Source organism: Halomonas aestuarii (assembly GCF_001886615.1).
In the GTDB taxonomy this organism is placed as follows: domain Bacteria; phylum Pseudomonadota; class Gammaproteobacteria; order Pseudomonadales; family Halomonadaceae; genus Halomonas; species Halomonas aestuarii.
This window is the reverse complement of the sequence record NZ_CP018139.1, coordinates 2,347,316-2,372,146: the sequence shown is the minus strand read 5'-3', so window position 1 is coordinate 2,372,146 and position 24,831 is coordinate 2,347,316. Positions and strand designations below refer to the sequence as shown.

20 protein-coding genes and 1 tRNA gene are annotated in these 24,831 nt (G+C 69.6%); 14 read left to right on the top strand and 7 right to left on the bottom strand.

The annotated features are described in order from the left end of the window. Positions 1-61: 61 nt before the first annotated feature. The gene (gene purL, locus BOX17_RS11000; protein ID WP_071944510.1) at positions 62-4,012 is read right to left on the bottom strand and encodes a phosphoribosylformylglycinamidine synthase; all 3,951 of its coding nucleotides are present in this window, start codon (positions 4,010-4,012) and stop codon (positions 62-64) included. Between the two features lie 156 nt (positions 4,013-4,168). Here purL and mltF point away from each other — a divergent pair, with 156 nt between their 5' ends. Continuing rightward, complete coding sequence (gene mltF, locus BOX17_RS10995; RefSeq protein WP_071944508.1) at positions 4,169-5,632, top strand: membrane-bound lytic murein transglycosylase MltF; 1,464 nt, start codon at positions 4,169-4,171, stop codon at positions 5,630-5,632. Here the strand turns inward: mltF and tadA are convergent. Then, a complete protein-coding gene (tadA, locus tag BOX17_RS10990) occupies positions 5,629-6,105 on the bottom strand; it encodes a tRNA adenosine(34) deaminase TadA (protein WP_071944506.1) in 477 nt (158 codons plus the stop codon). The two genes, mltF and tadA, sit on opposite strands and share 4 nt — an antisense overlap. An 88-nt stretch (positions 6,106-6,193) precedes the next feature. On the opposite strand from tadA, the gene BOX17_RS10985 reads away from it, so the two are divergent. The 3 genes from BOX17_RS10985 (at position 6,194) to BOX17_RS10975 (ending at position 8,484) form a co-directional block, all read left to right on the top strand. Further along, positions 6,194-7,009 (top strand): acyl-CoA thioesterase, encoded by an 816-nt coding sequence (locus BOX17_RS10985; protein ID WP_071944503.1) that lies wholly within the window; start codon positions 6,194-6,196, stop codon positions 7,007-7,009. A gap of 42 nt (positions 7,010-7,051) precedes the next feature. Then, a tRNA-Thr gene (locus BOX17_RS10980) sits at positions 7,052-7,127 on the top strand. Between the two features lie 814 nt (positions 7,128-7,941). Continuing rightward, entirely contained in the window at positions 7,942-8,484 is a 543-nt protein-coding gene (locus tag BOX17_RS10975; RefSeq protein ID WP_125925556.1) for a c-type cytochrome, read from the top strand. Positions 8,485-8,539: 55 nt separating this feature from the next. Here BOX17_RS10975 and BOX17_RS16650 read toward each other — a convergent pair whose 3' ends face one another. Beyond that, the gene (locus BOX17_RS16650) at positions 8,540-9,619 is read right to left on the bottom strand and encodes a hypothetical protein (protein WP_086830734.1); all 1,080 of its coding nucleotides are present in this window, start codon (positions 9,617-9,619) and stop codon (positions 8,540-8,542) included. A gap of 136 nt (positions 9,620-9,755) precedes the next feature. Here BOX17_RS16650 and BOX17_RS10960 point away from each other — a divergent pair, with 136 nt between their 5' ends. The 9 genes from BOX17_RS10960 to BOX17_RS10920 all read left to right on the top strand — a co-directional run bounded on the left by BOX17_RS10960 (position 9,756) and on the right by BOX17_RS10920 (position 19,534). Further along, complete coding sequence (locus BOX17_RS10960; RefSeq protein WP_071944495.1) at positions 9,756-10,430, top strand: Fe2+-dependent dioxygenase; 675 nt, start codon at positions 9,756-9,758, stop codon at positions 10,428-10,430. A 104-nt stretch (positions 10,431-10,534) separates the two neighbouring features. Further along, on the top strand, positions 10,535-11,251 hold the full coding sequence (locus BOX17_RS10955; protein WP_071944493.1) for a GntR family transcriptional regulator: 717 nt from the start codon (positions 10,535-10,537) through the stop codon (positions 11,249-11,251). Between the two features lie 37 nt (positions 11,252-11,288). Then, the gene (locus BOX17_RS10950; RefSeq protein ID WP_071944491.1) at positions 11,289-12,506 is read left to right on the top strand and encodes a CaiB/BaiF CoA transferase family protein; all 1,218 of its coding nucleotides are present in this window, start codon (positions 11,289-11,291) and stop codon (positions 12,504-12,506) included. A gap of 13 nt (positions 12,507-12,519) precedes the next feature. Next, positions 12,520-13,809, top strand: a complete 1,290-nt coding sequence (locus BOX17_RS10945; protein WP_071944489.1) for a TRAP transporter large permease — start codon at positions 12,520-12,522, stop codon at positions 13,807-13,809. Positions 13,810-13,870: 61 nt separating this feature from the next. Continuing rightward, the gene (locus BOX17_RS10940) at positions 13,871-14,917 is read left to right on the top strand and encodes a TRAP transporter substrate-binding protein (protein WP_071944487.1); all 1,047 of its coding nucleotides are present in this window, start codon (positions 13,871-13,873) and stop codon (positions 14,915-14,917) included. Between the two features lie 10 nt (positions 14,918-14,927). Then, entirely contained in the window at positions 14,928-15,452 is a 525-nt protein-coding gene (locus tag BOX17_RS10935; protein ID WP_071944485.1) for a TRAP transporter small permease subunit, read from the top strand. After that, positions 15,445-17,388, top strand: a complete 1,944-nt coding sequence (locus tag BOX17_RS10930) for an aconitate hydratase (protein ID WP_071944483.1) — start codon at positions 15,445-15,447, stop codon at positions 17,386-17,388. The genes BOX17_RS10935 and BOX17_RS10930 overlap by 8 nt, the downstream gene beginning before the upstream one ends. Then, positions 17,385-18,326 carry a hydroxymethylglutaryl-CoA lyase gene (locus tag BOX17_RS10925; RefSeq protein WP_071944481.1) on the top strand — a complete coding sequence of 314 codons (942 nt, stop codon included), beginning with the start codon at positions 17,385-17,387 and terminating at the stop codon, positions 18,324-18,326. Before BOX17_RS10930 ends, BOX17_RS10925 begins: the two co-directional genes overlap by 4 nt. Further along, positions 18,323-19,534 (top strand): MFS transporter, encoded by a 1,212-nt coding sequence (locus BOX17_RS10920; RefSeq protein ID WP_071944479.1) that lies wholly within the window; start codon positions 18,323-18,325, stop codon positions 19,532-19,534. Before BOX17_RS10925 ends, BOX17_RS10920 begins: the two co-directional genes overlap by 4 nt. A 1-nt stretch (position 19,535) precedes the next feature. Here the strand turns inward: BOX17_RS10920 and BOX17_RS10915 are convergent, their stop codons facing one another. The 3 genes from BOX17_RS10915 to BOX17_RS10905 form a co-directional block, all read right to left on the bottom strand. After that, on the bottom strand, positions 19,536-20,231 hold the full coding sequence (locus tag BOX17_RS10915; RefSeq protein ID WP_071944477.1) for a bifunctional nuclease family protein: 696 nt from the start codon (positions 20,229-20,231) through the stop codon (positions 19,536-19,538). Positions 20,232-20,323: 92 nt separating this feature from the next. Then, on the bottom strand, positions 20,324-21,598 hold the full coding sequence (locus tag BOX17_RS10910) for a Y-family DNA polymerase (RefSeq protein WP_071944475.1): 1,275 nt from the start codon (positions 21,596-21,598) through the stop codon (positions 20,324-20,326). Next, entirely contained in the window at positions 21,595-22,053 is a 459-nt protein-coding gene (locus tag BOX17_RS10905; protein WP_125925555.1) for a translesion error-prone DNA polymerase V autoproteolytic subunit, read from the bottom strand. The genes BOX17_RS10910 and BOX17_RS10905 overlap by 4 nt, the downstream gene beginning before the upstream one ends. 123 nt (positions 22,054-22,176) lie before the next feature. On the opposite strand from BOX17_RS10905, the gene BOX17_RS10900 reads away from it, so the two are divergent. Next, entirely contained in the window at positions 22,177-24,141 is a 1,965-nt protein-coding gene (locus BOX17_RS10900) for an acyl CoA:acetate/3-ketoacid CoA transferase (RefSeq protein ID WP_071944470.1), read from the top strand. Between the two features lie 93 nt (positions 24,142-24,234). Here BOX17_RS10900 and BOX17_RS10895 read toward each other — a convergent pair whose 3' ends face one another. After that, on the bottom strand, positions 24,235-24,702 hold the full coding sequence (locus BOX17_RS10895) for a hypothetical protein (protein ID WP_125925553.1): 468 nt from the start codon (positions 24,700-24,702) through the stop codon (positions 24,235-24,237). Between the last annotated feature and the right edge of the window lie 129 nt (positions 24,703-24,831).

Here is a 24,831-nt window from a genome sequence, read left to right as displayed (position 1 = left end):
AGTCCCGGGCGTCGGCGTGTGGGCGGTGGCGTGAGGGTGATAGCGGGGCCAGGGCCCCGGGTCAGTCCAGCCAGGCCCGGGCGTTGCGGAACAGGCGCATCCAGGCGCCGTCCCGGGTCCACTCGGCGGGGCGCCAGGAGTTGGTCACCGCCCGCACGACCCGCTCGGGGTGGGGCATCATGATGGTGACCCGGCCGTCCGGCGTGGTCAGGCCGGTGATGCCGGAGGGCGAGCCGTTGGGGTTGGCCGGATAGCGGGTGGTCACCTGGCCGTGGTTGTCCAGGAAGCGCAGGGCGACCTGGCCGCTGCCCTGGATACCGCGCAGGTGGGCGCTGTCGTGGAACTCGGCCCGGCCCTCGCCGTGGGCCACGGCGATGGGCAGGCGCGAGCCCTCCATGCCGGCGAGCAGGATCGACGGGCTCTCCTCCACCTGCACCATGGAGACCCGCGCCTCGAACTGCTCGGACTCGTTGCGCACGAAGCGCGGCCAGGCCTCGGCACCGGGGATCAGCGTCTTGAGCTGGGCGAGCATCTGGCAGCCGTTGCAGACGCCCAGCGAGAAGCTGTCTTCGCGCTCGAAGAAGGCCGCGAACTCCTCCCGGGCGCGGGGGTTGAAGAGGATCGACTTGGCCCAGCCGCCGCCGGCGCCCAGCACGTCGCCATAGGAGAAGCCGCCGCAGGCCACCAGCCCCTGGAACGCCTCGAGGCTCACCCGGCCCTCGAGGATGTCGCTCATGTGCACGTCGACGGCCTCGAAGCCGGCCCGGTCGAAGGCCCAGGCCATCTCCAGCTGGCCGTTCACGCCCTGCTCGCGCAGCACCGCCACGGCCGGGCGGGCCGCATTGACCTGGGGTGCCTGAAGATAGGGGGCGGTGATGTCCTCGTCGACGTCGAAGGTCGGCTGGGCCGAGAGGCCCGGGTCGCGGCCGTCTAGCAGGCCATCGAACTCGCTCTTGGCGCAGTCGGCATTGTCGCGCAGAGCCTGCAGGCGGTAGCTGGTCTCGGCCCAGGTGCGCTCGGCCAGCAGCCGGGTGGTCTCCAGCAGCGGCTCCTCGAAGAGGGTGACCCGCACCTGGTCGTCGTAGCGCGGCCGCGCGATGACGCCGCAGGTCTCGATGCCCGCCGCGGCGAACTGGGCCAGCACCTCCTCGGTGTACTGGCGATTCACCTGGATGACCGCGCCGAGCTCCTCGGCGAACAGCGCGTTGAAGGCGTCCACAGGCTCGTCGATCAGCCAGTCGAGCTTGATCTCGAGGCCCGCGTGGGCGGCGAAGGCCATCTCCAGCAGGGTCACCAGCAGGCCGCCGTCGCTGCGATCATGGTAGGCCAGCAGCTTGCCCTCGGCGTTGAGTCCCTGGATCACCGCGAAGAAGGCCCGGAGGTCCTCGGGGTCGTCCAGGTCCGGGCACTCGTCGCCCACCTGGCCGTAGACCTGGGCCAGGGCCGAGCCCCCCAGGCGGTTGCGGCCACCACCGAGGTCGACCAGCAGCAGGTCGGACTCGTCCTGCTCCAGGTTGATCTGCGGCGTGAGGGTGCGCAGCGCATCCGTGACCGGGGCGAAGCCGGTGATCGACAGCGACAGCGGCGAGGTGATGCTCTTCTCCTCGGCCTCTCCCCTGGCGTTCTCCTCCTGCCAGGCCGTGCGCATGGACATGGAGTCCTTGCCCACCGGGATGGCGATGCCCAGCGCCGGGCAGAGCTCCATGCCCACGGCATGCACGGCGTCATACAGCGCCTGGTTCTCACCGGGGTGGTCGGCGGCGCTCATCCAGTTGGCCGAGAGCTTGATGTCCTCGATCCTCCCGATCGGCGCGGCGGCCAGGTTGGTGATCGCCTCGGCCACCGCCAGGCGCGCGCTGGCGGCGGGATCGATCAGGGCCACCGGCGGACGCTCGCCCATGGCCATGGCCTCGCCGGCATGGGTGTCAAAGCTCGCGGTGGTCACGGCGACATCGGCCACCGGCACCTGCCAGGGGCCGACCATCTGGTCGCGGGCCACCTGGCCGGTGATGGAGCGGTCGCCGATGGTGATCAGGAAGCTCTTGGAGGCCACCGCGGGCAGGCGCAGCACCCGGTCCATGGCCTCGCGCAGGTCGAGGTTGTCGAGCATCACGCCGGACAGGGTGTTGCTCCGGCGCGTGAACTCGCGCTGCATCTTCGGCGGCTTGCCGAACAGCACGCTCATGGGCAGGTCCACCGGCTGGCTCTCGAAGTGGCCGTCGGTCACCGCCAGGTGATGGGCCTCGGTGGCCTCGCCGACCACGGCATAGGGACAGCGCTCGCGCTCGCAGAGCGCCTCGAAGGTCGCCAGCGCCTCGGGGGCCACGGCGAGCACGTAGCGCTCCTGGGCCTCGTTGCACCAGATCTCCAGGGGGCTCATGCCGGGCTCGGCGTTGGGCACGGCGCGCAGGTCGAACAGGCCACCGCGCTCGCCGTCCTTGACCAGCTCGGGCAGGGCGTTGGAGAGGCCGCCGGCGCCCACGTCGTGGATGAAGCGGATCGGGTTCTCCGCACCCATCGCCCAGCAGCGGTCGATGACCTCCTGGGCGCGACGTTCCATCTCTGGGTTACCGCGCTGCACCGAGGCGAAGTCGAGATCGGCGCTGGAGGCCCCCGAGGCCATGGAGGAGGCCGCGCCGCCGCCCAGGCCGATCAGCATCGCCGGGCCGCCCATCACGATCAGCTTGCCGCCAACCGGGATCTCGCCTTTCTGGACATGGCCGTCGCGGATGTTGCCGTAGCCGCCGGCGAGCATGATCGGCTTGTGGTAGCCGCGTCGCTCGATGCCGTCATGCCCCAGGGCGTCCTGCTCGTAGGTGCGGAAGACGCCGGCCAGGTTGGGGCGGCCGAACTCGTTGTTGAAGGCGGCCCCGCCGATGGGCCCCTCGAGCATGATCTCGAGCGCCGACTGGATGCGCTCGGGCTTGCCGTAGTCGAAGGCCTCCCAGGGCTGCACGTACTCGGGGATACGCAGGTTGGAGACGGTGAACCCGGTCAGGCCCGCCTTGGGCTTTCCGCCGATGCCGGTGGCGCCCTCGTCGCGGATCTCGCCCCCGGCGCCGGTGGCCGCCCCCGGATGCGGCGCGATAGCCGTGGGGTGGTTGTGGGTCTCCACCTTCATCAGGATCTGGATCGGCTCGTGGGAGGCGCCATAGACGGCCCGCTCGTCACCCTGGCCGGTGAGCGGGGCCGGGAAGAAACGCGGTGCCTCAGAGCCCCGGATCACCGCCGCGTTGTCGCTGTAGGCGGAGAGGATGTCGTCGGGCGACTGCTCATGGGTGTGCTTGATCATCTTGAACAGCGAGCGCTCCTGGGCCTCGCCGTCGATGAGCCAGTCGGCATTGAAGATCTTGTGGCGGCAGTGCTCGGAGTTGGCCTGGGCGAACATCATCAGCTCGACGTCCGAGGGGTTGCGGCCCAGCTCGCGGAACGCCTCGCAGAGGTAGTCGATCTCGTCCTCGGCCAGCGCCAGGCCCAGCTCGACGTTGGCGACCTCGAGGGCCTCGCGGCCACCCTCGAGGATGTCCACGCTGCCCAGCGGGGCCGGCTCGTGGTGGGCGAAGAGCCGGGCGGCATCGGAGGCATCGGCCAGCACGGATTCGGTCATGCGGTCATGCAGGGCCGCCCGGACTCCCTCGAAGGCGGCCTCGGAGAGTGCCCCGGCCACCTTGACCCGATAGGCGATGCCGCGCTCGATGCGACGCACCCGGGACAGGCCGCAGTTGTGGGCGATGTCGGTGGCCTTGGAGGACCAGGGAGACTGGGTGCCGATCCGCGGCACCACCAGGAACAGCTGGCCCTCGGCATGGGGCGCGTTCCCGCGCTCGGGACCGTAGTCGAGCAGCTGCTCCAGCAGGCGCTGCTCGTCCTCGCCCAGATCGCCGTCGTGATCGACGAAGTGGACGTAGTCGGCCTGCAGGGATTCGACCTCGGGAACGGATGCGCGCAGGGCGTCCAGCAACTTGGCATGACGGAAGGCAGGTAGGGCGGGCGCGCCTCGCAGTTCGAGCATATCCTGGAGCCTCTGAAACAGGGGGTATTCGGGGCCGCAGCCGGCGGCAACGAGCGCACATGATACTGGAAAGCGCCGGGCGCGAGAAATCGGCGCAGGTGACAGCCGCCGGCCGGCTGGTTATGGTTGAAGGCCTCATCGCCGCCCATCGCTCATATGCCCGCATCCGCGACCATCTCTTCCCGGCGCCTCTGGCGTGGGGCATTTCTCCTGTGCAGTGCCCTCCTGCTGGCGCTGCTGCCCTATCGTTCCGGCCCGCCGGCAGACACGCACCTGCAGGAGGTGCTGGCCCGCGATTTCCTCAGCGTGCATACCCGCAACACCCCCACCACCTACTACGAGGGACGCCAGGGCCCCACCGGGTTCGAGTACGAACTGGTGCGGCGCTTCGCCAACCACCTGGGCGTCAGCCTGACCCTGGACTCCGGCCACAACATTCCCGAGGTGCTTGCGGCCGTGCGCGAGGAAGGTGACCTGGGCGCGGCCGCCCTGCCCCTGGACCCGACCCTGGACGGCCTGCTCTTCAGCCGGCCGATCATGCTGCTGCAGCCCCTGCTGGTCTACCGTCGTGGCCTGCATCCGCCCGAGGGGATCGAGGAACTGGAAGGGCTGGAGATCGGCACCCTGCGTGGATCCGGCACCGATCGGGTGCTGCGCGAGCTGCAGGCCGAGCACCCCTGGCTGAGCTGGAAGGAGTCCACCGAACTGGAAGTGGCCGAGCTGCTGGGCCAGGTGGCCGGTGGCACCCTGGACGCCGCGGTGATCTTTGAGCACCAGTTCCGCCTCAACCGGCTGTTCTTCCCCGAGGTCGAGGACGGCTTCACCCTCGGCAAACCGCTCTCCCTGGCCTGGGCCTTCCCCGCCGGCCGGGGGCTGGGGCTGGTCAGCGCCGCCAACCGGTTCCTCGACGAGCTGCGCCGTGACGACGAGCTCGACGCCCTGGTCGCCAGCTACTTCGGCCACGACGACTACCTCGAGTACGTGGGCGCGCGGACCTTCATCGCCCATGCCCGCGAGCGCCTTCCCCAGTACAGCGAGCTGTTCCGAGAGGCCGCCCGCAACACCCGCTTCGACTGGAAGCTGCTGGCCGCCCTGGGCTACCAGGAGTCCCACTGGGAGCCCAGGGCCACCTCCCCCACCGGGGTACGCGGGCTGATGATGCTGACCAACGCCACCGCCGGGGACCTCGGCGTCGAGAACCGGCTCGACCCGGCCCAGAGCATCCATGGCGGGGCCCGCTACCTGCGCCACATCAAGGAACGGCTCCCGGAATCGATCACCGGCGACGACCGCCTGTTCATGGCCATGGCCTCCTACAACGTCGGCCTCGGCCACCTGTATGACGCCCGGAAGATCACCGAGATGCGCGGCGGCGACCCGGACCTCTGGCGCGACGTGCGCGAGTCGCTGCCCCTGCTCCAGGAGCGCGAGTGGCACAGCAAGACCCGCCATGGCTACGCCCGGGGCGGCGAGCCGGTGATCTACGTGCGCAACATTCGTCGCTACTACGAGATCCTGGCCTACCTCGACCGCAGTCAGGAGCAGTTCCACGAGCTCAATGCCCGGCTGCCGGACCAGGCCGAGAGCGAGCTCTTCGAGCAGGTTCCCCCGGTCCTCTAGTCGGCCACGGGACCATCGCCGTCCCGGCGGGCGGCGAAGAACGCCTTGAGCAGCCGCGAGGCGCGGGCCGCCAGCACGCCACCCTCCACCGCCACCCGGTGGTGGTACCAGGGCTGGGCGAAGAGATTGGCCTTCGACTCCACCATGCCGCTGCGCGGCTCGGCCGCGCCGTAGACCACCCGGGCCAGGCGGGCATGGATGATCGCCCCCGTGCACATCAGGCAGGGCTCCAGGGTCACGAAGAGGGTACAGCCCTCCAGCCGGTAGTTGCCAAGCCGCGCGCCGGCATCGCGCAGCGCCCGGATCTCGGCGTGGGCGCTGGGGTCGTGGCCGCCCACCGGGGCGTTGAAGCCGGCGCCGACGATCTCGCCGGCGGCGTCCACCACCACCGCGCCCACCGGCACCTCGCCGGCGGCCAGGCCCAGCCGGGCCTGGTCCAGCGCCCGATGCATGTAGAACTCGTCGCTGCGCACTGACCTGAACTCCCGTAGACTGGATGGCGTTAAGACGATCGTATGATACCGATGGCGTGGCTGCACGCCACCGGCCCCGGAGGAGACGATGACACCCGACGCCCTGAACGCCCTGGTGGACCTGCTCGGCCTGGAGGCCCTGGAGGAGAATCTGTTTCGCGGCCGCAGCCAGGACCTCGGGCTGCCGCAGCTGTTCGGCGGCCAGGTGCTGGGCCAGGCCCTGTCGGCCGCCAGCCAGACCGTCGACCCGACCCGCCAGGCCCACTCCCTGCACGGCTACTTCCTGCGTCCGGGGGATCCCCATCGCCCGGTGGTCTACCAGGTCGACGCGGTGCGCGACGGTGGCAGCTTCACCACCCGCCGGGTCACCGCCATCCAGAAGGGGCGGCCGATCTTCTTCTGCAGCGCCTCCTTCCAGGGCGTGGAGGAGAGCATCGCGCACCAGACGACCATGCCCGATGTGCCTGCCCCCGAGGCCCTGCAGGACGGTGACGCCCGACTCGAGCGCTTCCCCGGCCACCCCATCGAGTTCCTGCGGGTCGACGAGGCGGCCGAGCCCGGCCAGCCGGCCCGCAAGCGCCTCTGGTTCCGCCTGGTCGGCGAGCTGCCCGAGGACCAGGCGCTGCAGCGCAGCCTGCTCGCCTACAGCTCCGACTTCAACCTGTTGACCACGGCGCTGGTGCCCCACGGCATCGAGTTCAGAGACCCCAGGCTGCAGATCGCCAGCCTCGACCACGCCCTCTGGTTCCACCACGATGTCAGGGTCGACGACTGGCTGCTCTACGACATGGACAGTCCCTGGGCCGGCGGTGCCCGCGGCTTCGCCCGCGGCAGCCTCTATGATCGCCAGGGCCGGATGGTCGCCTCCAGCGCCCAGGAGGGGCTGACCCGGCTGCGCACCTGACGTCTGGCATCGCGCCGAGACCGGCGCTACCATGCCACTGCCGCCGCAATAGCTCAGCTGGTAGAGCAACGCACTCGTAATGCGTAGGTCGGAGGTTCGAATCCTCTTTGCGGCACCAGAAATTCAATGAAAAACGGTCACTTGGCTCATAACAGCAGTGGCCGTTCTCGTTGCGAGCCTTCTCGGTAGCCAATGGCAGCAATCTCCTCTGAGCCGCTACCTTGCCTCACTACCGACGCCGGACGAGGGTCGCGGCGCGCGGTTCTCCTTGACGGTTCCGCATGGACGGGCTCGCACCCTCGTGGATCCGCTCGACCTCTCGGGTGCAGGAAGCGAAGGAGCCCGGCCTGGGGCGCCCTTGATGCCGTCGATGGCCAGGCTCGACTGGCGGCGATCACTGAACCCGTATAGCTTGGGTCTGCTCGGCTTAGCGTGCCTGGATGCATTCAACTCACCTCTAGTAGACCCCGAACTCATTGCCACCGCACATAGCGCCAGGCCCACGGAAGCAAGGAAGATTTGCGTGGTAGGCGAACCCTGAGCGGTGATCGCCAGGAAAAAGGCTATCGTTCCAACTGTCAGGGCAAAGATGGATTTCATGACACTTTCCTCGATATCGGCACCTGTCTGGCCGAGGTAAGAGATGACTCGGCGCGAATAGCACCTGGTGGCGAGCCGATGCCAGGAACGAAGCGCGGGCGGAAGAACGAGGGACTGTCGAACGAGCGGTCTACGAAGCGAAGGTGGCGCTGCGTTCCCTGCAGCGCATAGTGCAACATCCTGTATCAGGCATTGTCCGTTGCCACACTCGGTCCGATGATGAACCTCATGGCACGCACTCACAGTGCGCTGGCGAACGAAACATTGCGGAATCTCCAGACGTGAAGGCTGCGGCCAGTTGCCCCAGGCCCTTCGGTTGGCGCATGTCAAGGATGAGTGGTTTTCAAAAAGCCCCTTTGTTGAAGGGACACGAAATCATCAGACTGGCATCGCGCAGACTCGCGCTCGATAGCCTGCCGCTTGAACCCGACACGGTGTCGGTGGCCATGGTGCCGCCCCTGGATGCCGGAAAAAAATCGACCCGACAAGCCCGATGGGAGAGGATGGTGCGAATCCTGATGAGCATGCCTGCCTGGGGCGAGACCCACGAGGACGAGGAGCGCTGGGAGCTGGTGGCCTTCCTGCAGAAGCTGCCCTCCCTCATCCGCGACCGTCTACCAGGGCCTGCTCGACCCCCAGACGGCAAGCCGGCAGAGGATGGACATGACCACCGCCATGGCGACATGACGGCCATGGCAGGGTCGGCCTCAACGGAAGACGACAGGCCGCATGGTGGCCGGCCTCACGACACGGCGACACCCCGCGCAGGCACCACGGACGGCCACCATGCACAAGGGCAGGCCGAGGAGCAGAGGTGTCCGATGAGCAGGACGACCATCACGCGGATGGACACGCCCACTGAGGACAGCCCTTGAGACTGGTGGATGGTCGGTCGCCGTGCCCCGCGCATGACGACCGACGTGGCGCGAATCAGTAGTCGCCCAGCAGATTCTCCAGGCGGAAGACCGCCCCGGAGAGCTCGCCGAAGCTCATCACCGGTTCCGCGGGCGCCTCGGCCGAGGGCCAGGCGCGCAGCGCCTCATTATAGGCGTCCAGCAGCGCCTGGTAGCCCTCGGCGTCCTCGGTCGCCCCGAAGATCTCACCCTGGCGCTCCAGCATCCGACGCCCCACCTGCATCATGCCGCGCCCGTCCTGATACTCGACGACGTTGGTGAAGTCGCCCTCGTCGACGGCCTCGGCATACTCATACAGCGAGGCGGTGATCAGCGCGCGATGCACCCGACTGACGAAGGCGGGATCCTGGAGCAGCGATGCCTCGGTGGTATCCATGGCCTCCCGGATCGTCGTCTCGACCTCCGCATAACGCGACTCGAGTGCCTCCCAGGCCAGCCCCTCACGGGCGCCCTGCTCGAGGGTCTCGAGGGAAACCTCGAGGACATCATCGACCCCCCGAGACTCGAGGACCGGCTCCAGTGCCTCGTACTGCTCGTCGAGGGGGTGGGCGAAATGGACCACGGCGGCGTCATGTTCTCCCTGGCGATACAGCTCGCGGGCGACCTCGAGATGGCCCTGCATCATGGCAAGGCGGGTGTAGGTGACCCCCGGGTTGTCGGCAGGGGCGGAACCGTTCTCGCCACCTTCACCGCCTTCACCGCCTTCGCCGCCCTGGGCGGCGCCCCAGCCGGAAAAGACGGCAAGGGGGTCGGGGCCCAGGCCGCCTTCTCCGCCTTCTCCGCCTTCTCCGCCTTCATGGTGGTGGCCCTGCTCACCGCCTTCACCACCTTCCCGATGATGGCCCTGCTCGCCGCCTTCACCACCTTCATGGTGGTTGCCTTGCTCACCGCCTTCACCACCTGCCTGGTGATGGCCCTGCTCGCCGCCTTCTCCCCCCGGGGAGTGGTCGGTGCCGGCATCGACCAGCAGCTCGGTGGAGGTCGCCTCGTCTTCCGTACCGGCAGCACCGGAGGTATCGGCCCAGACGGAGCCGGAGGTCCCCAGCAGGACGCTCGTCCCGACGCCGATCCAGAGCTTGGTGCGGGTGTTGGCCATGGTGCAGTGTTCCTCTCTTCGCATGAATAGGGGCGGCGAACGGCCGCCGTCGCAGACGATAGTACCGGCCGGACACTGAATGCAAATCCTTTTCATTCAGGTATACTGACCCCGTCTCTCATGAACGGAGCCGACCGTGATCCTCTGCATCGCCCAGATCATCCCCGATGAACTGCTTCACCGGATCCAGTCCACCCTGGCCGACACGCCCTTCCAGGACGGCCGCGAGACCGCCGGCTGGCATGCCAGGACGGTCAAGCACAACCGCCAGGCCGAGGGAAGCCACCCCGCCGTGAGCGCACTGCGCGAGGAGGTGACCAGCCACCTGCAGCGCCATGCGCTGTTCCAGATGGCGGTCCGCCCGCGGCGCATGAAGCCGCTGATGTTCAGCCGCTACGAGCCGGGCATGAGCTACGGCAACCACGTGGACGATGCGATCATGGGCAGTCCCTCCGGCGCCATGCGCACCGACATCTCCTTCACCCTCTTCCTCGGGGACCCGGACCGCTATGACGGCGGCGAGCTGCTGATCGAGACGACCGGCGGCGAGCAGACCTTCAAGCTGCCGGCCGGTTCGCTGGTGCTCTATCCCTCCTCGACCTTGCACCGGGTCGAACCGGTCACGCGGGGCGAGCGCCTGGCGGCCGTCGGCTGGGCACAGAGCCTGGTCCGCGATCCCCAGCAGCGGGAGATCCTCTTCGACCTCGACACCACCCGCCGACGCCTCTTCGAGGAGAGCGGCAAGACCCCGACCTTCGACACCCTCTCAAAGAGCCTCGCCAACCTGCTGCGGATGTGGGCCGACGCCTGACGCCACGACCCAAAGTTGCATGCAACCTTAGCCTAAGGTCGACATTGCCTTGCCCATACAGCGTGGCCTACCTTTGATGTTGTATGCAATTTCAGGAGATACCGGTGGCCAAGGCCAGCTCAGCCGCCCTCGACGGCGCCCATCGGACCGCCACGGCCCAGGTCCACGCGGCCATCAAGCAGCGCATCCTCGAGGGCACCTACCGCCCCCATGACTACATCCGCGAGACCAGCATGGCTCGTGAACTCGAGGTGAGCCGCACGCCGGTACGCGAGGCGCTGCGCGAGCTGGTCTCGGAGGGATGGCTGGAGGCGATTCCCCACCACGGCGCACGAGTGGTGGCCTGGACGGAGCGCGATGCACGCGAGGTCTTCGAGCTGCGCCTGGTCCTGGAACCCATGGCCGCGGGCATGGCCTGCCAGCACATGGACGCCTCGCGCACGGCACGCCTGAAGTCCCTGGCCTCGCGGATGGAGGCCCTGGCCGATATGCAACCGGTGACCGCCGAGGCCCGCAACGAGATCGCCGTCCTCAATCACGAGTTCCATCGGGAACTGGTGCTCGCCAGCGACAACCAGCGCCTGTTCACGATGCTCGACATGGTGGTGCGCACCTCGGTGATTCGCCGCAACTTCAACACCTACGACCACCGCGCCCTGCAGCGCAGCATGAACCATCACCGCGAGATCCTGCAGGCCATCGAGGCCCGGAGTCCCGCCTGGGCCGAGAGCGTGATGCGCGCCCACCTGCTTTCCGCCCGTGAACTGCACCAGAGCCTCAACGAGCCCGACAGGGCGGGCGGCGAGGCCCCGCCGGGCTGACCCGACGACCGACAACACGTCAAGGACTACAACAACAATGACCGACCTGACCTCCCTCACCGACCTGCCCCTCGACGACCTCAAGGTGCTCGAGCTCGGTCAGCTGATCGCCGGCCCCTACTGTGGCCAGGTGCTGGCCGACTTCGGTGCCGAAGTGATCAAGGTGGAGCCGCCCGGCAAGGGCGACGCCATGCGCCAGTGGGGCGAAGCCGACAGCGAGACCGGCGAGCCGCTGTGGTGGAACGTGATCGCCCGCAACAAGAAGTCGATGACCCTGGACCTGCGCCAGCCCCGCGGGCAGGAGCTGCTGCGCGAGCTCGCCAGCCAGGCCGACATCCTGATCGAGAACTTCCGCCCCGGCACCATGGAGCGCTGGGGGCTGGGCTACGACGTGCTCTCCCGTGACAACCCCGGACTGATCATGGTCCGGGTCACCGGTTTCGGCCAGGACGGCCCCTATGCTTCCCGCGCCGGCTTCGCCTCCGTGTGCGAGGCCATGGGCGGCCTGCGCTATCTCAGCGGCTATCCGGACCGCCCGCCGGTCCGCGTGGGCATCTCTCTGGGCGACACCCTGGCCGGCGTGCATGCCGTCATGGGCACCCTGGTGGCCCTCCACCAGCGCGAGCGCAGCGGCCGTGGCCAGGTGGTCGACAGCGCCATCTTCGAGTCGGTGCTGGCGATGATGGAGAACCTGATCCCCGAGTATGCCCGGGCCGGCAAGGTACGCGAGCGCAGCGGCAGCTTCCTGCCCAAGATCGCTCCCTCCAACGCCTACCCCGCCCGCGACGGCCGTGACGTGATCATCGGCGCCAACCAGGACACCGTCTTCCGGCGCCTCTGCGAGGCCATGGGCCAGCCCGGGCTCGCCGACCACCCCGACTACGCCACGCATCGGGCCCGCGGGATCCACCAGCAGGCCATCGACGAGGTGGTGACGGGCTGGACGAGCCGCCACGATGCCCAGGAGATCGTCGACCGCCTGGCGGAGGCCGGCGTCCCGGCCGGACTGGTCTATACCGCCCCCGACATGCTGGCCGACCCCCACATCCAGGCCCGGGAGGCGATCACCGAGGTCCCCGACCGCCACGGCAAGCCCCTGCCGATGCAGAACGTCTTCCCGCGGCTGACCCAGACCCCCGGGCGCGTCCGCCATGTGGGGCCGGCACTGGGCGAGCATACCGAGGAGATCCTGGCCGACTGGCTCGGGGTCGGCCCCGAATCACTTGACGGCCTGCGCGCCGAACACGTGATCTGAGCGGAGTGACCTAATGGATCCTGTTCTCGTCGTTCTGCTGCTCGTCGGGCTCATCGCCGTCGGCTTCCCGATCTTCCTCGCCCTCGGGCTCTCCGGGCTGCTGGGCCTCTACATGGCGCGGGGGTCGCTGGCCTTCTTCTTCGCGCCGTCGTCGCTGTTCGGCCAGCTCAACGCCTTCGAGCTGATCGCCCTGCCGCTGTTCATCCTGATGGGCAACTTCCTGGGCGCCACACCGGTGGGCTCAAGCCTGTTCACGGCCGCGGTGCGCTGGCTGAACTGGCTGCGCGGCAGCCTGGCGATCTCCTCGGTGGGCGCCTCGGCCATGTTCGGGGCGGTCTCGGGCGTCAGCCTCGCCGGGGTCGCCGCGGTGGGCTCCATCGCCGTGCCGCAGATGCTGGCGCGCGGCTACAGCCGTTCCCTGGCGGCCGGGTCGGTGGTCAGCGCGGGGGCGCTGGCGATGCTGATCCCGCCCAGCGTGCCCTTCATCATCTATGGGGCGGTCTCCAACGTCTCGGTGGCCGACCTCTTCATCGGCGGCATCGTGCCCGGCATCGTGCTGGCCCTGGCACTCTCGGTGTTCATCTACGTGCGCGTGCGCCTCAACCCGGAAGAGGCGCCGGTCAGCCACGAGCGCTTCACCTGGAAGCAGCGCTGGATGAGCCTGGCCAACATCTGGCATTCCGCCCTGCTGGTCGTCGCCGTGCTGGGCTCGATCTACTCCGGCCTGGCCACGCCCAGCGAGGCCGCCGGCATCGGCGCCCTCGGCGCCTTCCTGATCGCCACCCTGATCTTCCGCAGCCTCAGCTGGAAGTCGTTTCTCGGCATCCTCGGCACCACGGCCCGCATCAGCGGCGCCATCCTGCTCATCATCGGCTGCGCCAAGATCTTCGGCGACTACCTCAACATGGTGCGCGTGCCCCAGCTGCTCACCGAGGCGCTCACCGCCAGCGGCCTGCCCGACTGGGCCATCCTGCTGGCGGTGATGCTGCTGCTGATCCTGCTGGGCATGATCGTCGATGCCGTATCGCTGATCGTGGTGACCACGCCGGTGCTGCTGCCGCTGATCTCGGCGCTGGGCTACGACCCCCTGTGGTTCGGCATCATCATGGTGCTCAACCTGGAGATCGCCGTGGTCACCCCGCCGGTGGGGCTCAACCTCTATGCCCTTCGCGGCGTCTGTCCGGAGCTCTCCGTGGAGGAGATCATCAGAAGCGCCCTGCCCTTCGTCGCCGTCCAGTTCCTCGTGCTGATGCTGTTCGTGTTCTTCCCCAGCCTCAGCCTGTGGTTGCCGGGACTGATGTAGCCCCGGTGTTGCAACGCCAGTGAAGTGACCCTAAGACACAACAACAAGCAGGAGACTCACCATGACCCTCACTCGCCGCCAACTGCTCAAGTACGGCACCTTCGCCTCCGCCGGCGCCACCCTGTTCGGCGGGCACAGCCTGTTCTCCCCGCGTGCCATGGCGGCCACCACCGCCACCGGGGTGACCTACCTGCCGCCCTCCTACAAGGCGCTGACCTACGGCTCCAACCGCTTCGTCGAGATCCTCAAGGAGAACGGCGGCGACGTGCTCAACGTGGAGTTCTACGACTCCGGCCAGCTGCTCAAGGCAGACGAGCAGCTGCCGGCGCTGCGCGCGCGCAGCATCGACTTCATGTTCCACACCACCTCCTACATCACCCGCTCGGTGCCGATCCTCGGCATCACCGGCCTGCCCGGCGTGGTCGGCGAGCTCTATCGCCATCCCGAGCGCCTGGCCCAGGGCAGCCCGCTGATGGAGCTGATCAATGAGGTGCTGGCCAAGGAGAACCTCTACATGCTCAGCTCCGGCGGCGGCGTGCTGGAGCCGGAATACATCTGGAGCACCGAGGCCAGCCCGATCCGCAGCCTGGAGGAGGTGCGCGGCAAGAAGATTCGCATCGTCAGCTTCGAGGCCACCAAGGCCCTGGAGAAGTACGACATCGGCGCCACCCGCATTCCTTCCTCCGAGACCTACATGGCCCTGCAGCGGGGGACCGTGGATGCCGGCGTGTTCAACATCTCCACGGTGATCGGCCGCAGCCTCCAGGAGCAGTTGCACTACTGCTACAAGCTGCCGACGACCGGCTTCACGGTGGCGCCCTTCATGCTGCGCGACACCTGGGACGGCCTGGACGACGACACCCGCGCCGTCTACCAGCAGGCCGCCGACTGGTATGACGAGAACTTCATCAGCCACTGCAACCAGGGCATCTATCCCGACGAGTACTGGCCGCAGATCGCCGAGGCCGGCGTCGAGATCATCGAGCCGTCCGAGGCCGACTCCACCACGTTCAACGACTCCAGCCACGAGATCTGGGACCACTGGAAGGGCGAGGTCGGCGAGGAGGTCGGCAGCCGTGCGATCGCCCTGGCGCTGGGCGAGGCCTGAGGACGTATCCATGACCGCGATCGTCATGCGCAGCTGGGACGGCCTGATGGCCGTCCTGCGCTGGACCTCCATGGCCGTGCTGATGTTCATGATGCTGTCCATCGCCTACGACGCCATCATGCGCTACGCCTTCTCGGCCCCCACCAACTGGAGTCTGGAGATCAACTCCTTCCTGCTGGTGTACATGGCCGTGATGGGCGCCGCGGAGGCCCAGCGACACGACGCGCACATCCGTATCTCCTTCTTCAAGGAAAAGCTGCCGTCCACGGCCCGTCTGGTGATCGACATCCTGACCGGGCTGCTGGGGGCCGTGTTCTGCAGCGTGCTGGTCTGGCGGGGCGGCATCATGGCCCTCCAGGCTCTCGAGTACGGCGAGCGCGTCTCGAGCTCGCTGGGCACGCCGATGGTGATTCCCTACGCCCTGATGCCGATCGGCTTCGCCGCCCTGGGCCTGCAGTTCCTGTTCGACACCCTGGCCAGCGTGAATCGCCTGCTGCAACCCTACGACACCCGCAAGGACCCTACCCATGGCTGATACCCTGAGCCATCAACTGATCGCCGCCCACCTGGTCGGCGGCGAGATGATCCCAGGCAACGAGATCGCCCTGCGCATGGACCAGGCCCTGCTGCAGGACATCCTCGGCACCCTGGTGATGCTCGAGCTCGATGCCATGGGCCTGGACCGCGTGCACACCAGGACGAGCGTGCAGTACATCGACCACACCCTGCTCCAGCAGGACAACATCAACGCCGACGCCCACCTCTTCCTGAAGAGCGCCTGCGAGCGCCTCGGCGTCTGGTACAGCGGCCCGGGCAACGGCATCAGCCACCCGGTGCACATGGAGCGCTTCGGCGTGCCGGGCCAGAGCCTCGTGGGCTGCGACAGCCACACCACGGCCGCCGGGGCGCTGGGCATGCTGGCCATCGGCGCCGGCGGCATCGAGGTCGCCATGGCCATGGCCGGCGAGCCGCTCTACCTGGCCATGCCCGAGATCGTCGGCGTGCGTCTGGAGGGCGATTTGCCCGACTGGGTGAGCGCCAAGGACATCGTCCTCGAGCTGCTGCGCCGGCATGGCGTGGCGGGGGCCAAGAACTGCATCCTCGAGTACCACGGGCCGGGCCTGGCCACGCTCGACGCCATGGACCGCCACGTGCTGGCCAACATGGGCACCGAAATGGGGGCCACCAGCAGCGTCTTCCCCAGCGACGAGGTGACCCGCGACTTCCTGCGCTCGCGAGGCCGCGAGGCCGACTGGGTGGCGCTGGCCGCCGAGCCCGGCTGCCGCTACGACCGCGACGAGGTGGTCGACCTGTCCCGCCTCGAGCCGCTGATCGCCCTGCCGTCGAGCCCCGACCGGGTGGTGCCGGTGGCCGAGGTGGCCGGCGAGCCGCTGCACCAGGCCTACATCGGCTCCTCGGGCAACCCCGGCTACCGCGACATCGCCGTGGTCGCCGAGATCGTCGCGGGGCGCAGCGTGGCCGGCAACGTCTCGCTGGACATCAACCCTTCGACCCGCCGGATCCTGGCGGCACTGATCGACGAGGGGCACCTGGGCGCCCTGGTCGCCGCCGGCGCCCGCCTGCACCAGCCCGGCTGCAACGGCTGCATCGGCATGGGCCAGGCGCCGGCCGCCGGGCGCAACAGCCTGCGCACCGTACCGCGCAACTTCCCCGGGCGCTCCGGGACCCGCGAGGACAGCGTCTTCCTGTGCAGCCCCGAGACCGCGGCCGCCTCGGCGCTTCACGGCGTGATCACCGACCCGCGCCGCCTCGACATGCCCTGCCCCCGGCCCCGCGAGCCTAGCGACATGCGCGTCAACGATGACTGGTTCGAGCCGCCGCTGCCTCCCGAGCAGGCCCGTCGGGTCGAGCTGCTGGCCACCGACAACACCCCGCCGCTGCCGCTCATCGCGCCGCTGCCGGAGACCCTGGAGATTCCCGTGCTGCTCACGGTGGACGACAACATCTCCACCGACGACATCATGCCCGCCGGGGCCCGCGTGCTGCCGCTCTGGAGCAACGTCTTCGCCTCGGCCGAGCATGTCTTCGAGGCCGTCGACCCCGGCTATGTGGCCCGGGCCCGCGAGCAGGGCGAGGCCGGCCACGCCATCGTCGGCGGCGCCAACTACGGCCAGGGCTCGAGCCGCGAGAATGCCGCCCTGGTGCCCCGCCTGCTGGGGTTGCAGCTGGTGGTGGCCGAGAGCATCGCCCGCATCCACTGGCAGAACCTGCCCTGCTTCGGGGTGCTGCCGCTGACCTTCGCCGACCCCGCCGACCGGGCGCGCCTGCGACAGGGCCAGACGCTGCGCATCGAGGGCTGGCGCGATCAGCTCGCGGCCGGCCGCCGGGTCGTGGCCACCCTCCAGGGCGGCGAAACCCTGTCCCTGACCCATGAACTGAGTCCCCGCCAGCGCGAGATCCTCTCCGCCGGCGGCGTCATCAACTGGTTGCGCCAGGAGGAGACCTCATGAGCCTGCTATCGCCCCCGGAGCGGGTGGACATCGTCGAGGTAGCCCCCCGCGACGGTTTCCAGTCGATCCGCGACCCCCTGCCCACCGACGAGAAGATCCGCTGCATCCAGCGGCTGATCGATGCCGGCATCACCCGCATGGAGATCGGCTCCTTCGTCAGCCCGCGGGCCATCCCGCAGATGGCCGACACCGACCAGCTGGTCGCCGCCTTCGCCGACCGTGCCGCCATGCGCTTCTCGGCCCTGGTGCCCAACCTGCGCGGCGCGGAGCTCGCCCTGGCCAAGGGCGTTCGCGAGCTGGTGTTCGTGGTCTCGGTCTCCGAGTCCCACAACCAGGGCAACGTCCGACGCAGCGTGGCCGAGTCGCTGGAGGACCTCGCCCGCATCGTCGCGCTGCTCAAGCAGGAGGGCAACGCCTGCCTGCGCCTGGATCTCGGCACCAGCTTCGACTGCCCCTACGAAGGCACCATCGCCTGGCACCAGGTCGATGACGTCCTCACCCGGGCACGCGACCTGTGCGGCGACCTGCACCTCGAGGTGGCGCTCTGCGACACCACCGGCCGCGCCACTCCCTACCAGGTGGCCAATCACTTCAGCCGGCTGGTCGAGCGCCACGCCGGGCCGCGCCTCAAATGGGCCTTCCACGGTCACGACACCTACGGCATGGGAGTGGCCAACGCGCTGTTCGCCATCCACCACGGTGCCACCACCCTGGATGCCGCCTGCGCCGGCCTCGGCGGCTGCCCCTTCGCCCCCGGCGCCACCGGCAACACCGCCACCGAGGACCTCGTCTACGCCCTCAACGGCGGCGATGTCGACACCGGCATCGACCTAGCCCGCCTGCTGGAGGCCGCCGATGCCATCGCCGCGCTGCCCGGGGGGCAGACCGCCAGCCACCTGCGGCAGGTGCCCCGGGGACGGGTGACCTCACCGCCGTGACGCTCGTCCTGTTCGCCACCACCCTGGTCCTGGCGTTCTCCTCGCTGGTCGCGCTGTTCCCCGCGGCCATCGCCCCGGAGGTGGCCGCGGCGCTGGGCGTCTCCTCGGCCACGGTGGGCCTGCAGGTCAGCCTGATCTTCGCCGGGGCCATGCTCTCCTCGCTGGTGGGCGGCCCCCTGAGCCGCCGCCTGGGACCCTGCCGGACCAGCCAGCTGTCGCTGGCCCTGCTGGGCGGCGGCGCCGGCCTGATGGCGATCCCCGCCCTGCCGAGCTTCGCCGTCGCGTCGCTGCTCGCCGGCCTGGGCTACGGCCTGACCAACCCCTCGGCCTCGTTGCTGCTGGTGCGCTTCACGCCGCCCGAACGGCGCGGCCTGATCTTCTCGCTGAAGCAGTCGGGAGTGCCCCTGGGGGGCGTGCTGGCCGGCGCCAGCGCCCCCTTCCTGGCCCTGGTGATCGGCTGGCAGGCGGGGCTGCTGCTGCTCGTGGGCCTGGCCCTCGCCGGCATCGCCGCCCTGCAGCTTGCCCGCCCGCGCTGGGACGACCAGCGCGAGCGTCACACGCGCTGGCTGCGCACGCCCTTCGCCGGCATGCTGGTGGTCTGGCGCCAGCACTCCCTGCGCTACGTGGCGCTGCTCAGCCTCTGCTTCTCGATGCTCCAGCTGTCGGTGTCGGCCTTCACCGTCGCCCTGCTGGTGGAGGACCTGGCCTTCGGCCTGGTGCAGGCGGGGCTGGTGATGTCCGCGGTGCAGGTCGTCGGCATCGCCGGCCGCATCGGCTGGGGCTGGGTCGGCGACCGGCTGGGCGACCGCCTGACCACCCTCGCCGTGATCGCCTGCACCACCGCCACCTGCGCCCTGCTGGTGTCGTCGATGACGCCGGCCTGGCCGCACGCCCTGGTCACCGCCCTGATGTGCCTGCTCAGCCTCTCCTCGCTGGGCTGGAACGGCGTCTTCATGGCCGAGATCACCCAGCTGGCGCCGGCGAGTCGCGTCGCCGACGCCGCCGGGGGCTGCCTGGTCTTCACCTATGGCGGCGTGCTGCTCGGGCTCCCCCTGGTCACGGCGCTGCACGGCCTGTTCGACGCCTACACACCGGTCTTCGCCGTCCTGGCGGGCGTGGCCCTGGTAGGCCTGTGGCTGATCCGCCAGGCCCGCCTCGCCACCCGGCGCGAGGTCGCCGAGCCGGCGGCGCCCGGCGCGGCCCGATGAGTCAGGGGATACCCGGCCCGGCGCGGTCCATCCCCGCGGCCGGCAGCCCCGGCGCTTCGCGCCGTGACGCGGTGACCGACATCAGCGGGAGGTCCGGCACGGTCACCCACGGCCCCTGCGCATCAGCATCCTCATCCTCATCCTCATCCTCATCCTCATCCGGGTCGCCGGGCGCCCCCGGGTGGGCGAACGCCATGACCTGGGGCGCGACCAGGATCGCGGCCCCTGCCCGCAGCGCCAGCGTGATGGCGTCGCCGGCCCGGCTGTCGAGGCGCACCGGGGATCGCTGTCCGGGCAGGCGAAGCTCGAGCATGCCGAGGAAGATCCCCCCTTCCACGTCATCGAGGTAGACCCGCGTCAGCCGCCCCCCGGCCGCCGCCACGAGCTCCCCGAAGAGCTCGGGCATGTCGGGACGTGATGGCCGATCACCCCGCCAGCTTCGCAGCAGGGCCGCCACCTGGAGCGGCGTCAGGAACACCGGCAGCACCCGTTGCGTGTCGGGCTCCCTCAGCACCACCACGGGCCGGCCCATCGGCAGGGCGATCCCCACCGAGGTGACCTCCATCTCGACCATCTCGGCGACCTCGGCACCCAGCGGCCGGGAGGCCGCCGCGGCGTAACCGGCCAGCAGGCATGCTCCGGCCATCAGTCCAGCCAGCAGGCAGGCCAGCAGCCACCTCACCGGGCGGGGTTGCATGGGGCCTCCTCGGCCGTCGGCCGGTCACGGGAACATCCCTCCAGCATGGCAGTCGCGGCCGGTCACGGCGAACGCCTTGCCCGGCAGGCACCTCAGCCGGTCCTGACGCGCATCAGCTCGTCCCAGCGGGTGGTGTAGCGCGGGGTCCGCCGCTCGCAGCGCAGCGCCCAGGCGGTGCCCTGGCGCGGCAGGCCGAAGCGCACGGTGTCGCGGCCCATCTCGCGGTTGAGCCTGTCCACCGCCGCCATCAGCCGCTGGCTGCGGCCACGCTCGACCTCGCTGCGCGGCGCCAGCAGCGATAGCTGGTGGCGGTCGGCCTCCACCAGGTCGAGCAGCATCACCCCGCACTTCTGGTAGCGCACTCCCTCGAGGAAGATCGCCGCGAGCCCCCAGGAAGCGGCCTCGAGCAGCTCCCGGCTGTCGTCGCCGGGGGCCGGCAACGGAACCACCACGCTGTTGCGGTACTGGCGCTCGCCGACCAGATGGGGGTTGGTGCGCAGGAAGACCATCACCGCCCGGGCCTGGCTGCCCTGGCCGCGCAGCTTCTCGGCGGCACGGGCGGCATGCTGGCGAACCGCCTCCTGCAGGTCGGCGAAGGCGCCGGTCAGCCGGCCGAAGGAGCGCGAGACCATGATGCGCTGGCGCGGCTCATGCATGTCGTCGAGCACGATGGCCGGGCGGCCGCGCAGCTCCCAGACGATGCGCTCCAGCACCACCGAGAAGTGGCGGCGGACCTGCTTGGGGTCGGCCTCGCGCAGCTGCCAGGCGGTATGGATGTCCATCAGCGCCAGCCGCTCGGCGGTGCGCCGCGCCACGCCCCACAGCTCGGTCACCGGCAGCGACGCGAGCAGGGCGCGGGTGGCGGGCCCGTCGGCCTCGAGCCGGCAGACGCCCTCGTAGGCCGCCTGCTTCTTGGCCGCGTGGTTGGCCACCTTGGCCAGCACCCGGGTGGGCGCCAGCCCCACGCAGACCGGGATGCCGGTATCCCGGCGTACCGTCTCGCGCAGCCGCTGGGCATGCGCCTCCAGGCCGTCGACCGCGAAGCCGGCGAAGCCCACGAAGCTCTCGTCGATGGAGTAGGCCTCCACGTCCGGCGAGAACTCGTCAAGGATCAGGTTGACCCGCCGGCTCATGTCGCCGTAGAGCGCGTAGTTGCTGGAGAGCAGCACCGCCTGGCGGCGGATGGCCGGCGGTAGCAGGTGCATCGGCGCCCCCATGGCCACCCCCAGCGCCTTGAGCTCGTTGGAGCGCGCCACCACGCAGCCGTCGTTGTTGGAGAGCACGCCCACCGGCCGCCCCTCCAGGCGCGGGGCGAAGGCCCGCTCGCAGCTGACGTAGAAGTTGTTGCAGTCGACCAGGGCGATCATGCCCCGCCCCCCGGCAAGGCATGCAGCACATGGGTGACCACGCCCCACACCTCGCATTCGCGTCCCGCCAGGGGGATCGGCGCGAAGCGCGGGTTGCTGGCCATCAGGAAGGTCTGTTCGCCGCGACGCGCCAGGCGCTTCACGGTGGGTTCGCCGTCCACGGCGATCACCACCACCCGCCCGGGCAGCGGCTCCAGGCTGCGGTCCACCACCAGCAGGTCGCCGTCGTGGATGCCGTCGCCGAGCATGGAGTCGCCCTCGGCCCGCACGAAGTAGGTGGCGGCCGGACGGCGCACCACATGGGCATGCAGGTCGATCTCCACGTCGAGATGGTCATCGGCGGGGCTCGGGAAGCCGGCCCGCACCCGGCACCCCATCAGCGGCTGGGCCGCGTCGCCGGGCACCGGCACGGCGCGGCCGATCACCCGCAGGGGGCTGGACGTCGGCGAGGTCATGGGCACCTCCATCAATACTGTATTCCCATACAGTATTCTCCACCTGACTCCCGTCTGGCAAGCCCTGCCGGCACGCCATGGGGCGTGCTACCGTGAGGAAAAATCACAAGAAGGACGCCCGCCATGCCCCATCCCCTGCTCTCCCGCCAGCCCTTCGCCGAGAAGGGCAAGGTGGTCTCCGCCCGCGAGGCCGTGAACCTGATCCGCGACGGCGATGCCATTGCCACCGGCGGCTTCGTCGGCATCGGCTTCGCCGAGGGGCTCGCCGTGGCCCTGGAGGAACGCTTCCTGGAGACCGGCGAGCCCCGCGACCTGACCCTGATGTACGCCGCCGGCCAGGGCGACGGCAAGACACGCGGGCTCAACCACCTGGGTCACGAGGGGCTGGTGGCGAGGGTGATCGGGGGCCACTGGGGGCTGGTGCCCGCCCTGCAGCGCCTCGCCATCGAGGGACGCATCCAGGCCTGGAACCTGCCCCAGGGGGTGATCTCGCACCTCTTCCGCGACATCGCCGCCGGCAAGCCCGGCACCCTCACCCGGGTGGGCCTCGGCACCTTCGTCGACCCGCGCCTGGGCGGCGGCAGGATCAACGACGTCACCACCGAGGAGCGCGTCTCGCTGCTGCCCATCGACGGCGAGGAGTACCTCTTCTACCGGGCCCTGCCGCTGCAGGTGGCGCTGCTGCGCGGCACCACCGCCGACACCCTGGGCAACGTCAGCATGGAGCGCGAGGCCCTGACCCTGGAGGCGCTGGCCATCGCCACGGCGGTGCGCAACTCCGGGGGCGTGGTGATCGTGCAGGTGGAGCGCCTCGCCGAGCACGGCACCCTGCACCCCAAGGACGTGAAGATCCCCGGCGTGATGGTCGACTGCGTGGTGGTCTGCGAGGATCCGGACCACCACTGGCAGACCTTCCGCACCGCCTACAACCCGGCCTTTTCCGGCGAGATAAGGGCGCCCATGGCGACACCCGAGCCGCTGCCGCTCTCGGCGCGCAAGATCATCGCCCGGCGCGCGGCCTTCGAGCTCAAGCCCAACAGCGTGGTCAACCTGGGGATCGGTATGCCCGAAGGCGTCGGCGCGGTGGCCAGCGAGGAGCGCCTGCTCGAGCACCTGACCCTGACCGCCGAACCCGGGGTGATCGGCGGCCTGCCGGCGGGCGGGCTCGACTTCGGCGCGGCGCTGAACACCCAGGCAATCATCGACCAGCCGGCCCAGTTCGACTTCTACGACGGCGGCGGGCTCGACATCGCCTTCCTGGGCATGGCCCAGGTCGACGTCGCGGGCCACGTCAATGTCTCGCGCTTCGGCCCGCGGCTGGCCGGCGCCGGCGGTTTCATCAACATCAGCCAGAACGCCCGCAAGGTGGTCTTCATGGGTACCTTCGTGGCCACCAGGGAGACCCTCGCCATCGTCGACGGGGCACTGAGGCTGCCTGAGGGGGGCCAGAGCAAGTTCGTCGCCGAGGTGGAGCACCGCACCTTCAGCGGGACCCTGGCCGCCGCGGACGGCAAGCCCGTCTGCTACGTCACCGAACGGGCCGTGTTCGAGCTCACCCCGGAGGGACTCGTGCTCACCGAGATCGCCCCGGGGGTCGACCTGGAGCGCGACGTGCTGGCGCTGATGGACTTCACCCCGCGGATGCCCGAGCCGCCCCGCCGGATGGACGAGCGCATCTTCCGCGAAGCCCCCATGGGGCTCGTCGAGGAACTGCTGGAGCGGCCCCTGGCGCAGCGCTTCAGCCTGGACGAGGACGAGGGCGTGCTCTTCATCAACTTCGAGCACCTGCGCGTCGCCTCCCCGAAGGACATCGACGCCATCGAGCAGGAGGTCGAGCGACGCCTCGCCCCCCTGGGCCGACGGGTCCAGGCCATCGTCAACTACGACCACTTCCGCATCCACGACGACCTGCTCGCCCCCTACACCGAGATGGTGCGCGGCCTCGAGCAGCGCTTCTACACCCGGGTGACCCGCTACACCACCAGCGGCTTCATGCGCCGCAAGCTCGGCCATGCCCTGGAGGAGCGCGCCGTCTCGCCGCACATCTACGAGAGCGCCGAGGAGGCCCGCCAGCACCTGAAGGGGTGACGGGACCCGGCCCCGAACGAAAGGAGGCGGCCCCGTGGGGCCGCCTCGCTCGTGGTCGGACAGGAAACGCCGGCATCGGCGGCGCGGATCGACTCAGCCGCGTCCCCCACCGCCCTGGTTCTTCATGTGGCCGCCGCCCTGGCCGCGTGAGTTGCGCTGCTGCTGGAGGATCTGCTGACGCATCTGATCGCGGTGCTGCTGGCGGAACCGCTGGCGCTCCTCGAGAGAGTCGAGGCCCTGCATGCGCTGGTGATACTCGCGGCGCTGCTGCCGGTTCATCATCGGATAGCCGTAGATGCCATCCGGGTCGAAGCCGCGCTGCTCGGCGCGCTGGCGCATGAGGTTGCGATGCTCGGCCTGGATGCGCTGGCGCGCCTCGAGGGAATCGGCGTCGCGCAACCGCTGCCGGAACTGGTCACGCTCCTGCTGGCTGAACATCGGGCCGCCGTAGAGCCACTCCTCGACGTCGGGGCTCTGGGCCTGGGCGAGGCCGATGGAGAGACACAGCGCCGCCACCGGCATGAACCGCAGGCCACGCGTGATCCAGGAAACTGATGCCATGCTCACCTCACCCTGCTGGCGAACCAGCAAAAAACGTATGGAATAATCACTGCACGATTTATGTGTAGCCAAGACATGGCGGGGCATCCAGAGCTTTGAGCATCGTGGGCGGGAGTAACCGCACTCTTT

Excerpts from the sequence above, each read along its gene's own strand:
- purL (WP_071944510.1), bottom strand. The coding sequence starts at position 4,012 with ATGCTCGAACTGCGAGGCGCGCCCGCCCTACCTGCCTTCCGTCATGCC.
- mltF (WP_071944508.1), top strand. The coding sequence starts at position 4,169 with ATGCCCGCATCCGCGACCATCTCTTCCCGGCGCCTCTGGCGTGGGGCA.
- BOX17_RS10985 (WP_071944503.1), top strand. The coding sequence starts at position 6,194 with ATGACACCCGACGCCCTGAACGCCCTGGTGGACCTGCTCGGCCTGGAG.
- BOX17_RS10975 (WP_125925556.1), top strand. The coding sequence starts at position 7,942 with ATGAGTGGTTTTCAAAAAGCCCCTTTGTTGAAGGGACACGAAATCATC.
- BOX17_RS16650 (WP_086830734.1), bottom strand. The coding sequence starts at position 9,619 with ATGGCCAACACCCGCACCAAGCTCTGGATCGGCGTCGGGACGAGCGTC.
- BOX17_RS10950 (WP_071944491.1), top strand. The coding sequence starts at position 11,289 with ATGACCGACCTGACCTCCCTCACCGACCTGCCCCTCGACGACCTCAAG.
- BOX17_RS10945 (WP_071944489.1), top strand. The coding sequence starts at position 12,520 with ATGGATCCTGTTCTCGTCGTTCTGCTGCTCGTCGGGCTCATCGCCGTC.
- BOX17_RS10940 (WP_071944487.1), top strand. The coding sequence starts at position 13,871 with ATGACCCTCACTCGCCGCCAACTGCTCAAGTACGGCACCTTCGCCTCC.
- BOX17_RS10935 (WP_071944485.1), top strand. The coding sequence starts at position 14,928 with ATGACCGCGATCGTCATGCGCAGCTGGGACGGCCTGATGGCCGTCCTG.
- BOX17_RS10930 (WP_071944483.1), top strand. The coding sequence starts at position 15,445 with ATGGCTGATACCCTGAGCCATCAACTGATCGCCGCCCACCTGGTCGGC.
- BOX17_RS10925 (WP_071944481.1), top strand. The coding sequence starts at position 17,385 with ATGAGCCTGCTATCGCCCCCGGAGCGGGTGGACATCGTCGAGGTAGCC.
- BOX17_RS10915 (WP_071944477.1), bottom strand. The coding sequence starts at position 20,231 with ATGCAACCCCGCCCGGTGAGGTGGCTGCTGGCCTGCCTGCTGGCTGGA.
- BOX17_RS10910 (WP_071944475.1), bottom strand. The coding sequence starts at position 21,598 with ATGATCGCCCTGGTCGACTGCAACAACTTCTACGTCAGCTGCGAGCGG.
- BOX17_RS10905 (WP_125925555.1), bottom strand. The coding sequence starts at position 22,053 with ATGACCTCGCCGACGTCCAGCCCCCTGCGGGTGATCGGCCGCGCCGTG.
- BOX17_RS10900 (WP_071944470.1), top strand. The coding sequence starts at position 22,177 with ATGCCCCATCCCCTGCTCTCCCGCCAGCCCTTCGCCGAGAAGGGCAAG.
- BOX17_RS10895 (WP_125925553.1), bottom strand. The coding sequence starts at position 24,702 with ATGGCATCAGTTTCCTGGATCACGCGTGGCCTGCGGTTCATGCCGGTG.